Origin of the sequence: Sphingobacterium sp. Ag1 (assembly GCF_000988325.1) — a bacterium.
Classification (GTDB): domain Bacteria; phylum Bacteroidota; class Bacteroidia; order Sphingobacteriales; family Sphingobacteriaceae; genus Sphingobacterium.
The window spans coordinates 13,695-25,228 of the sequence record NZ_LBGU01000019.1; the positions used below are offsets into that span (position 1 = coordinate 13,695).

An 11,534-nucleotide genomic window follows, 5' to 3' on the forward strand; every position below is an offset into this window, starting at 1 on the left:
GATGATCACATCTTTTTCTGAACAGGGATGCGCCAACATTCCTGTTCTATTTTTTTGGCCAATGTAGTTTTTGTATTATTTTATCATAGGCATATCGTTTTTTTTCAATTGGACTGATTAGGTTCTTGTCGCGATAATGAGTTTATTCCCTTCTAGCTCAAATTTAAGATTGCTGACATAAGATAGCATCTCCAATACCTGAGACAATTTTACGTCACGTTCGATACTTCCCGTATATTCCTTGTCGAGCTGTACATCTCCTCGGAATGTAACATCAAGATCATACCAGCGCGATAACTGATGCGCGATATTCGTTATCGTTTCCTTTTTAAAATAAAACTCATTGTTGTGCCATGCAAGATCATGGGCTAAATCGGCCTTCCCTTTGACTAAATTGTCCTTAAAAGAAGATGCATATTCACCGGGGAATAACTCGACATGTTGATTGTTTTGCCATACCTCAACTCTACCCTCGGCCAAGGTCGTACGAACCAGATCTGAATAGGAATTAATATTAAAATGTGTACCCAACACCTTAATTTCGTTTCCTCTTGACTCAACTATAAACGGCTGCTCTGCATTAGGTGTAACTTCAAAATAGGCTTCGCCAGCCAAAAAAACCCGACGTTCTTTTGTGGAAAACTGGGCCGGAAATTTCAATTGAGATAATGCATTGACCCATACCTTGGTTCCATCTGCTAAGGTCATTTTATAAAAACTTGCTTTGGGAACAATCAAAGAGTTATACTGCAATGGAATTGGTTGATCGGTTTGCTTAACGACCAATTCATTGCTGTTACCGATTAAATTGTTATTTTCTGTCAAGGTTTTAGTGGAATCACCGTTTAAAGAAACCTTTGTACCGTCAGCGAGAACTAATACTGCACCGCTTGTAGCAGGTGCTATATCTTGTTTTTTTGAAACTATTACACGCTTATCCCCCGAAAGGAATGAATCAAAATCACCTTGCCATAATAGAAAACCTCCAAACAAAAATACAATAGATGCTGCAATGCCCAATGACCATTTGCCAAAAGCTCGTCCATTTCGTTTTTTATTATTCAACTTATCCCATGCTTGATTTGCATTCAGTTGCCTAACGATGGATAAATCTTCTTCAATATTTTCTGCTTGACGAAATGATTCCAAAAATCGTCTATTTTGGAGACTGGAGTTCAACCATTTATCCAGTTGACTTTGTTCTTCTTCCGTAAGCTGACCGCTCAAGAACTTTTGGATAATTTTTGAAATATGCCCTGTGTTTTCTTTCATATATTACACTAAAGAAACGCCGGACAACAAAAGGGGTGACAAGAATTTAAATATTTTTTAATAAAAATATAACAAGAGGGATAAATTCAGGATTTAATCGTTTTAACAGCATTTTCATACCACGCTGCTTTTGTGTTTTCACGGTATTGATACTAATTTGTAGTTCTTTGGTAATCTCCAAATTAGACAACCCTTCCAGATAGCCTAATCGAAAAACTTGCTGACAGGCAAAAGGCATCTCTTCAATGATTCTATAGATCTCCTGAATAACCTCACTATGGATCATATTTAATTCAAGAGCCGTATTGTCTTCCTCTGTAAAACCTACTACATTCCAGTATTTTTGACGAACTTTTTCATGGCGAATGTGGTTATAACAGGCAAATCTTACAGAGCTATATAAGTAATTTTTTATTGCAATCTCATTATCACTGACTTGATCAGTATTTTTGAAATAAGCAATAAAAGAATCCTGTACAAGATCTTCAGCTATAGTAAGATCACCCAATATCTTCCATGCAAAATGACATAATCCATTATAGTGTGTTTTGAATAATACTTCTTCTTTCTGCATCGTTAGCTCTCTCATTGCCACTTATTGTATTCTATAGGTGGATATTTAGGACATATAAGCACATCTCCTGCGTTGAGATGTTTAATAATTGTGCTATAAAAATGGCTAATATTTTTTATTATTTGCAAAAAAAATAAAAAATAGAATCCTAGGTTCTATTTTTTACTCCTATAATGATCATTTTTTTTAAAATATGCAACAAACGAAAGTTGCACTAGGACGATTAAAACGAAATATATTAAGATAGCGACAAAAGATTGACAAAAAAAAGAATCTTTCGCTTAACCTTAAAAGAAAGTAACAACAATTAACAGCATTTTCAGAATTGACAAGAATATGCGCTAAAATTTTATAAAACAATGGCCCCTCCAAATTATACTTGGAAGAGCCATTCAACATAAACATACTATAATTCTATCCTATCGGAACATACTTTACAGTTTTCTCCGGATTTTCAAAATAACCATACGGATAAGCGGAGGTCGGACTCACATAAGTCATCTTTTTGACCTTTACGCCTTTTATACTAAACTCCTTATAGAATTCTAATCCTGTCTCTGTATACACGTAAGAATAGATATTCTCGTCAGTTGCATCATCAAACACAAAAGCTCGATTCATATCACTGTAAATATAAGCCTCATAACTCTTTCCCCCGACTTCTACAGCATATTCAAAGAAAGAATCAAATAGTTGAGCTGTTTTCTGCAGTTTTTTTATCAATGCTGTCGGATCCGATTTTATCGGAAGCATCACAACACGGTTATAAGTCTTCCGTCCTTGGAGAACCACAGAATCGGCAGTTGCTTTCAGTACTAAGAACTCAAAATCTCCCTTTGTCCCCGAATCCACGGCTCCCTCTTCTGTATATCCTCCTGGAAGTGCAAAAAAATGAATAATCTCGTTGAACGTGTCAAAAGTTAAAATAGGTCCTGCTCCAGGATACACCTTATAGGAGCTTACCTGTGTTGTGTAATCGGTATGTATATTTTTATGCACGTAGTCCGCTTGAAACTCAACACGATCATCGGAGGTAAACTTTGTAAAAAGGTTATACCCCCCAAATTCCAAATCTCTACTCGGATAGTATTGCATAATCCAACCGTTCGGATTCGATTTTAAAATATTGTACGCATTATCTACGCTTGCATTCAACCGTTCTGTTGGGTTATCTTCAAAGAATCGATCGCGCTTTTTGTCGCAACTTGTTCCCAACAAAAGCGATACAAACATGGCTATATAAATTGAATGAAATTTCATAGTCTTTTATTTATTTGATTTTCGTTTGATCAAAATCACCTAATTTCGCTGTCCTATTGAGGATGTTTTTCCGAAGTAAATCCATATCAATTCCCCATTTATCCTTCATATAAGTTTTTACGATATTGAGTTTTTTCTGCACCAGTGCCCTGCCTGCAGCCGTCGATCCTGGTGCTGTCAATATCGCGTTTAATTCATCCTGACTCCGGGTCACGTAATAAGAATAAAGTTCGGCATAATCTTCCACGGCTTCTTTTGACGCGTATGGTGAAATAAAACCATCAGCCACAGCCAAACCTATCCTCGATTCCGAATACGTCTGACTCCAATCATCCCCAACATAGGAAGTTCCAGTTATACTATTAAAATCAGAAGGAAATGGCTTTGTCTGATTCAAAATATGTTGAAATTCGTGATGTATTGTTTTGAAATAATAATAATTTAAATAATCTATGTCGCTTCCGCTTTCTTCGTCCAGATTTAACAAATTATATAAAGACATCTTTGTACCATTTTCAGCAGTACCTAATACAACTGTACCGTTGTTCATAACAGAAACAGATCCTATATAATTCAGTAACTTCGGGAAATAACTTCGAATGAATTGTTTGCTCCCTGTTAAATCGTCATAGGGTTCCAACCCTAAATATTGGATTAACCGAGTCATTCGAATCGATGCATCATAGGTGGCTGGTACCAGATTATAATTCATATCCGATTCCTTATCCACGTATTTATATAACACATCAATGTTGTAAGGTTTCGTAATATTTTCATAGATATATTTATCTAAGTCATTCTGTGATAACTTCGAATCGATGAAAACACTGTTTGGATCCAGCTTATCTTCCTTTCTACATGAAGCAAGTAAAGAAAGCAGTACCCCTGCATATAATAGATTTTTAAAAATGTTCATCTTATCTTGGATTTGGAGTTAAACCTGCATTAATAACATCTTGTGGCAATTGTATTGCTCTTCTGTTATCATTTGTTGTCAATACATCTGAAGAGACTGATCCTACTGTCCCCCCCGACAATGTTCTTCTGTAAACTTCGATGCCATATCGTTTAATATCGAACCAGCGAAGCCCCGTATGAAGCGTCTGAATTCTACGCATAAAAAGTACCGCATGAATCATATTTTCTTGGGTCCCCGACTCAATGGCATATTCTGGATTGTTCAATTTCTTTTTCGGAGTTGGAACTTTTGGCGTGTAATAGGCGAAATGGTTACCCCAGTTGTTTATTCCTTCCACCGTCATTTTCGAAGCAAATGTTACTGTATTACCAGCCCAAAGCTGCATATCCTGTATAGCGGCGTCATACTTTTTGAGGTGGATGTTAGCCTCGGCCCGTGTAAGCAAAGCTTCTTCCGAGGTCAGTTCTGTCATCGTAGTACGCCAAAAACCTGTTTGTGATACGGGATCTGTAAATTCAAACAGATATGGAAAGCGAGGGAGTAAAGCCTTATCAATATTGGTACCACCATACACATAGGCCCTAATTCGATAATTTGTAGAACCTATTTGAATAGCTCCAGATTCAATAGCAGGCCAATTGGCAGAAGCCAAGTAGGGGGCTATCGCAAAAAGAGTTTCCTTTTTTGCAATAACGGCATTATGGTTATAGCGCGATCCTACATAATATGCTCCAAAAGTAAGTCCTAAGCCGGAATACGGTGAAAAAATAAGATAATTAGCCTTCAATGTACTGCTATTATACTCTCGCGACGCATTGCCTTGATCGGCCGCAAAAGCAGCAACTTGCGCATAGTTACGCAAAGACTCTGCAGGATCTCCAAGAGCTTTAGAAGCATAGTCGGCAGCTTTCTGCCATTCGCCCATAAACAAATATACACGCGCAGCAAAGGCATAAGCAGCAGTTTTATTGAAATGGTATTTTGCTGTAGCACTATTCGAATAGGCCGCATCGTCGATCAAAGGAATTCCCTCTTCCAGGTCTTTAACCACAAAATCATAAACTTCTGCCACAGTATTCCGTTGGTATTTGGGCGAAAGGGTCGTTTCGGGTTTCGTCATATAGGTAACGCCCAGATCAGATTTTGATGTACTGCGGTTGTAATGTTTGCCAAATAGATTAACCAACATAAAATGATTATATGCCCGCGCAACCAATGCCTCCCCTTTTTGAGGCTGAAGGTTCTCAGGGTCTCCAGCTTCTGCTATCGCTTCTAAAGCCGCATTGGTACTGGATATCGCTTTGTATGAAGCCATCCAAAATTCACTGATATCATCTACATCCTTTTCAGTAATTTCAGACCAACTATACATCTGCCCCGATAATCTGGTTGAATTTGGATTTGTCGCCCCATAATCATCGACATTATCCGAAGACATCTCAGCTGTCATTACATAAGAGCTTGTAGGATAAGCAGAAGTCAAGATTTTTCCGATCTTATCTGCATTGTTTAATTCTGCACGGTTATCCGGCAATTCATCCAAATATTTATTACATGAAGTAAAGCCAATGAAACATCCCGAGAGTATTAATATATTTAAGAATTTAGTTTTCATTTCAAAAAAGTTTAAAGTCCTAACCGTACAGTTAACGTATATTGCCTTGGAATTGGTAAAGCAACCCCACCAGAGTTGACAAATTCAGGATCTTGTCCATTTAACCGCTTGTCAGCATATATCAACCAAAGATTGGTGACATTCAATCGGAAGCCCAAAGAGGATACTTTAAAAGAATTGACAACATTTTTAGGGAGATCATAACTCAAGGATAAATCCTTCAAACGAATAAAGTCTCCTTTTGCAATATTAACTGAAGAATAATTGTACGCATTATAGGCGTATCTATAATCTCTGTCATTCCTCACAATACGCTTATCGATCATCACCGGTACATTGGTGATCAATTCGTCACCTGGTACGGTCCACGAATCCCAGAACTCGCGTGTAGTAGCCGTTAAATCTGTATATTGCGTTTTATAGACTGGATCCAAGCGAACGACATTGCCAAAGGAATACGTGAAAAATACGTTCAACTTAAATCCTTTATGGCCAAAGATATTTCCAAAACTTCCCATTGTTGTTGGTTCCGTTGGACCTTCGTATTTTAAATAACCAATTTTATCACGCTCCTGAAAGTTGAGTCCGGTCGTCGTAGGACCATCTGGTCCTGTAAAAATTGGAAGGCCATTAATGTCCAACTTTTCAAATGGAATGGAAAATAAGGATCTCACCGGATATCCCTGTAATCCGAACCCATTGCCAGAAATCAAATCCACAACCTGCTTGTGGTTTTCCATTTCCGTAATTTTATTGACGGCTCTGGTGAAAATAAAACTAGAGTTCCACGAAAAATCTTCATTTCTAAGAATTGTTCCTGCAACACTCAGTTCCAAACCATGTGAATTCATTTTGGCAATATTTCCATATTTCGAAATTTGACCACCCAAACCTTGTGTATTGATTTCTCCGATAAGATCATGCTGCTTACGCGTGTAATAATCTAGGTCAATTGCCAGTCTATTATTGAACAGGCCAATGGAAGTACCAATATTTAGTTCTTTTTTCTTCTCATACGTAAGCAAGGAATTTTCTAGATCTTTTATCTGTAGCCCCGTTTCTTTATCTCCTGCATTCGGACGCCAAGGATTATAACTTTCTAAAATAGCTTTAGAATTTGTCACAAATGAAGGTCCTCGATCTGCTGTCAAACTATACGATGCTTTAAACGATAAGGCATTGATAGGCGAATTCCAATTTTTAAAGAACTTTTCATTATGTACATTCCAAAGTCCGGCAACGTTCCAGGTTGGCAGCCATCTTGCCGAAGTCGATTTCCCTAATCTATTGGTACCCTCATACCGCAATGTACCGTTTAACGTATATCGTTCATCATAGGTATAGTTTGCCTGACCAAAAAAAGCGACCTCCCTATTTCTTGTATTGATAACCTTGAAATAATCACTATTTTCTTCTTGTCCCTTCTTAAATACGTGATAATCTGTAAATGGAATTTCGCCTAGATCATATTGAATGCCCCATCCACGATACCAGTCGTTATTCCGGGTATCATTATTGACGGTTGCTCCCCCGAAAGCGTACAATTTATGTATTTCATTAAACGTGTTGTTATAATTGAAATTGAACCTAAAGTTCTGGGAGACCATCTTGTAATCCGTACGATTGTATATTCCCCCATAAGGTAATACGGATACAGGAACCGCATATGGATCGTCGGGATTTTTATATAAATAAGGATTCTTATCACGTATAATGGTATTAGGCATCGCACGATAAGCAAGCGCTTGATTGGAATAATCTTTTACATAGTGCTGTTGCGACGATTGTTGATAACGTAAGGCCCCCATTGCCGTCAACTCCAGCTGTTTCAGCACCTTCCACGATAGTTCGCCTTGAAATTTGTAATCGCCTACATTAATATCCATATAGTTATTCTGCAATTCATTCAGGATATTGAATGGAGCATAATTTCTAATGTAAGACTCTTTCGCATCCAAGGTACGTGATGTATTCATTGCATACGAATATGGGTTAATATCGAAATCGCGTTTTACCTGCATATTCACAACATCAATCGTTTGGCCTAGCGTTCCAGGAGCACGTTGATCACGATACGATCCATTTGCCAATAAATTCAACTTTAAATTGTCAAGCAAATTGTACCCAGCATTAAACATTGCTGTATATCGCTTTACTCCACTTTGCTTTGCCCATCCTGGATCATTGATGGCACTTAATGACGTATAATATTGTGCTTTTTCTGTACCGGAAGTCAAACTGATCGAATGGTTTTGCATAATATTCCTACTAAACAATTCTTTAAACCAATCTGTATTCCTGTACTCAGCCTGACGCAAATAGGCATTTCGCGCGGTCTCGGTATTTTCCAATTTACCCGCATTGATCAGCTGATACATTTTACCATAAACACCACTCTCAGAAGCCACCGAAACATCAGAAAGGTTGAGCCATCCACGTTGGTCCATAAATTGATACATGGACATTTGCTCCTGTGAGTTCATGATATTAAAACTATTATAGGAAGGGATATCCCTTGACGTAAATTCACCAACGTAATTAAATGAATTCCGTCCAGCAGCACCTTTTTTTGTTGTAATTACAATCACACCGCCCATGGCGCGCGCGCCATATATTGAGGTAGCCGACCCATCTTTTAAAACTTGAAATGACTCAATATCATTCGCATTTAATCCGGCGACGGCGGAACTTATCAATGTCAGCGCATCGCCTGAAGATAGCGCATCCGAAGAAACATCGGCCACATCTTCAATAATAATTCCATCAACAACCCAAAGCGGCTTTGAACTACCATAAATTGATGTTGCGCCACGAACACGGATCTTTGGAGCTGAACCGAAAGTTCCTGACGTATTCTGTACCGAAACACCGGCAACTCGTCCTTCCAGGGAACGACTTGGATCAGGTAATCCGCCTAATTCAACATCTTTCATATTGACTTTGGCCGTCGCTCCGGTAAAATTCTGACGGTCTATTTTACCCCCAAGTCCTGTCACAACAACCTCATCAATTTGTTGTTCGTTGGGCTGTAAAACAATCGAGAGGTTTTGCCGGCCAGCTACAGCAATCTCTCCCACTGTATATCCAACATAACGGACGGTCAAAGTCGCATTAGACTGCGCGTCTATACTGAAACGTCCATTCTCATCTGTCTGTGTGGAAACCGAAGTACCTTTTACAGTAACGGTTGCTCCAACTAAGCCATTCCCATTTTGATTTCTAACGATCCCCGAAACCTTTTGCTGGGCAACAGCATCATAATTTTCTTCCGTTACTCTGCTATTTACGGAGATTGTATTTGCAATTATCCTATAATCTAAATGATTATTACGCAAAACAGAATTTAATGCTTCTTCTACAGAAGCATTCTTCAAATTCACATTGACTCTTGCTTTAGAATCAATATTTTCCCCATAAAATAACTGCAAATTGGACTGTTTGGAAATCGCATTGAGCGCCTCTTCAATCCGTGCATTTTTCATCTTCAAAGTAACTTTCTGTGCTAGGCCGTTGGCCTGAACTCCGGTCACAAAGGCGAAAAGAAGACAGGTACTAATTTTCATAATACGTAAAGGTTTACAAAACCGTGGGTCATGAGGTATCAGTCGCCACGTTTTGCCAAATGGTAAGTTATTCATACATTTACTCTTTGTGGTTAATTGGGTTTACTTAATTCGCTTTTTAATTTTTTTAGGCCTTTTTGATCATTTCGGAACAGGGATGCTGCAACATTCCTGTTCTTACTTCGTTATAAGACCTTGGATTAGGTATTATTTCTTTTACATAGACACTCCTTTTATTTATTTCCTACGATTAATTCTTGTCCGTCAAATTCAAATTTTAAATCACAGACGTACGTCAACATTTCTAAAACTTCAGACAACTTGACATCGCGTTTAAAATTGCCTGTATACACCTTATCCAATGCCACATCTTTCCTGAATTTAACATGGATGTCATACCATTTTGAAAGTGTGGAGGCAATCTCAACAATGGTCTCTTTCTTAAAATAAAACTGATTGTTATGCCAAGATAAATCGTGTTCCAAATCTGCCTTTCCTTTGCGAAGCTGTTCTCCTACAAGATTCGCATATTCCCCAGGTTCCAAAACAACGATATTTCCAGAATGGCTTACCTGCACTCTTCCCGAAGACAATGTTGTGCGAACATTTTTCCCATACGCATTAACATTGAAATGCGTCCCCAATACCTTTACTTCGTTTTCTTTAGATTCCACAAAGAAAGGTCTATTTCCGTCATGAGAAACTTCAAAATAAGCCTCACCTTCCAAGAAGACACGACGCTCATTTTCTTTAAATTTTACAGGAAATTTAAGCTGAGAGTTGGCGTTTACCCAGACCTGGGTACCATCCTCCAAATTTATTTTATAAAAATTACCTTTTGGAACAACCAACGTGTTAAACTGTAATGAACCTTCTGTTACTGCCAGATCTGCGTGGGGTATATGATCAGCAACGATTTTTGGATCTACTGTTTTGTTCGACTTCTCCAAAGGCAAAACTGATCCATCCGCCAAGACCAATAAGGCACCTGGCTGCGCCGGTGAAATATCTTTTTTTACGGGACGAATAGCTGCTACTTGCTCAGGAACTTTCCGATCCTGCTGAAATATATAAAAGAGTGATGCTCCTAATAGTACAATGAGAATGGCGGCAACACGAAGTAGAAGACGATAATTTTTCTTTATTTTCTGAGGAGTCCGCTGAATATTACCCCAAGCCCCGTCTTCATCCAAATTAGCAAAAAAATGAAGATCTCCTTCAATATTTTTTGCCTCTCGAAAGCTTTCAATCAAATCATCATTCCTTTTGTCAGATTTCCGCCACTGCTCAATAGCATCTCGTTCCGCCACGGTTTCTTGACCACGAAGTAACTTACTAATTAGTCTGGCTATGTAATTGGTATTAGCTTTCATATCTATAGGTTAGAAACCCTATAGATTCACCAGGGGTGACAAGAATTAAAATTATTTTATTAAAAAAATAATAAGGGGTAAAAATTCGGGATGAAGCTTCTCTAACAAAATCTTCATTCCCCGTTGCTTCTGGGTCTTCACGGTGTTCACGCTAATCTGAAGTTTTTCCGTAATCTCAAGATTCGATAAGCCTTCCAAATAGCCCATCGTAAAAATTTGCTGACAGGCAGCAGGCATTGTTGCTATAATCCGATAAACCTCATTGATCACTTCGGTATGAATCATAGAAAGTTCCACAGAATGCTCATCTTCTTCAGTGAACGCTACTTTCGTCCAATACTTTTCCTTCACTTTTTCATGCCTAAGGTGCTTCAAGCAGGAAAACCGAACGGCAGTATATAAATAATTTCGAACAAAGCTTTCAGATTCATCCATACGCTCGCGATCCTTAAAAAAAGTAATAAATGCTTCTTGTACCAAATCTTCAGCAATAGCAGATTCCCCTACAAATTTCCATGCAAAGTGACACAAGCTTCTATAATGCGTTCTAAATAACTTCTCTTCGGGGCCCATACTTCAAACGGGTATAACAAAATTGATTAGCAACAATCGTTGGTGGCTGATAAACTAGTTTGTAAATATATAATTTTTAATTTTTGTTAAACAAAAATTAACACATTTATTACATAAATTATTCATACTGCACATTAAAAAATTCTATCGCTCAATAAATAAGGATCTCTTATTTCATTTTTATAAACGTATTTTTCTTTAAAAAATCTGTTCTTAGCCGAAAACAAAATCCCCTCTTTTATCCTTTATATAGAGGAAAAATGGTCAAAAACTGGCACTTTTTCGCTTTTTTTTATTATATTGTAAACTTTCAAAAAACCTTCATCGCCATATAAGCATTGGCAACGATGAAATAGTGAAGGTTAAAAATTAAAACAAAGACTAA

The 11,534-nt window shown here is 37.8% G+C and carries 8 protein-coding genes; all 8 read right to left on the reverse strand.

The features are described from left to right. Nucleotides 1–117: 117 nt before the first annotated feature. The gene (locus AAW12_RS02350) at nt 118–1,272 is read right to left on the reverse strand and encodes a FecR family protein (protein ID WP_046672020.1); all 1,155 of its coding nucleotides are present in this window, start codon (nt 1,270–1,272) and stop codon (nt 118–120) included. 46 nt (nt 1,273–1,318) lie between these two features. Then, complete coding sequence (locus AAW12_RS02355) at nt 1,319–1,846, reverse strand: RNA polymerase sigma factor (protein ID WP_046672051.1); 528 nt, start codon at nt 1,844–1,846, stop codon at nt 1,319–1,321. 414 nt (nt 1,847–2,260) lie between these two features. Next, nucleotides 2,261–3,106: a DUF4302 domain-containing protein gene (locus tag AAW12_RS02360; protein WP_046672021.1), complete on the reverse strand. Its 846-nt coding sequence runs from the start codon at nt 3,104–3,106 to the stop codon at nt 2,261–2,263. A 10-nt stretch (nt 3,107–3,116) separates the two neighbouring features. After that, on the reverse strand, nt 3,117–4,022 hold the full coding sequence (locus AAW12_RS02365) for a putative zinc-binding metallopeptidase (protein ID WP_053003499.1): 906 nt from the start codon (nt 4,020–4,022) through the stop codon (nt 3,117–3,119). A 1-nt stretch (nt 4,023) separates the two neighbouring features. Then, on the reverse strand, nt 4,024–5,640 hold the full coding sequence (locus AAW12_RS02370; protein WP_046672022.1) for a RagB/SusD family nutrient uptake outer membrane protein: 1,617 nt from the start codon (nt 5,638–5,640) through the stop codon (nt 4,024–4,026). A gap of 11 nt (nt 5,641–5,651) precedes the next feature. Further along, the gene (locus AAW12_RS02375) at nt 5,652–9,203 is read right to left on the reverse strand and encodes a SusC/RagA family TonB-linked outer membrane protein (RefSeq protein ID WP_231585186.1); all 3,552 of its coding nucleotides are present in this window, start codon (nt 9,201–9,203) and stop codon (nt 5,652–5,654) included. A 233-nt stretch (nt 9,204–9,436) separates the two neighbouring features. Further along, nucleotides 9,437–10,576, reverse strand: a complete 1,140-nt coding sequence (locus AAW12_RS02380; protein ID WP_046671605.1) for a FecR family protein — start codon at nt 10,574–10,576, stop codon at nt 9,437–9,439. 51 nt (nt 10,577–10,627) lie between these two features. Continuing rightward, nucleotides 10,628–11,149, reverse strand: a complete 522-nt coding sequence (locus AAW12_RS02385) for an RNA polymerase sigma-70 factor (RefSeq protein WP_046671606.1) — start codon at nt 11,147–11,149, stop codon at nt 10,628–10,630. Nucleotides 11,150–11,534: the final 385 nt, after the last annotated feature.

What these genes read in the sequence shown, in the direction of transcription:
- AAW12_RS02350 (WP_046672020.1), bottom strand. Translation starts at nt 1,272, where the DNA reads ATGAAAGAAAACACAGGGCATATTTCAAAAATTATCCAAAAGTTCTTG.
- AAW12_RS02355 (WP_046672051.1), bottom strand. Translation starts at nt 1,846, where the DNA reads ATGCAGAAAGAAGAAGTATTATTCAAAACACACTATAATGGATTATGT.
- AAW12_RS02360 (WP_046672021.1), bottom strand. Translation starts at nt 3,106, where the DNA reads ATGAAATTTCATTCAATTTATATAGCCATGTTTGTATCGCTTTTGTTG.
- AAW12_RS02365 (WP_053003499.1), bottom strand. Translation starts at nt 4,022, where the DNA reads ATGAACATTTTTAAAAATCTATTATATGCAGGGGTACTGCTTTCTTTA.
- AAW12_RS02370 (WP_046672022.1), bottom strand. Translation starts at nt 5,640, where the DNA reads ATGAAAACTAAATTCTTAAATATATTAATACTCTCGGGATGTTTCATT.
- AAW12_RS02375 (WP_231585186.1), bottom strand. Translation starts at nt 9,203, where the DNA reads ATGAAAATTAGTACCTGTCTTCTTTTCGCCTTTGTGACCGGAGTTCAG.
- AAW12_RS02380 (WP_046671605.1), bottom strand. Translation starts at nt 10,576, where the DNA reads ATGAAAGCTAATACCAATTACATAGCCAGACTAATTAGTAAGTTACTT.
- AAW12_RS02385 (WP_046671606.1), bottom strand. Translation starts at nt 11,149, where the DNA reads ATGGGCCCCGAAGAGAAGTTATTTAGAACGCATTATAGAAGCTTGTGT.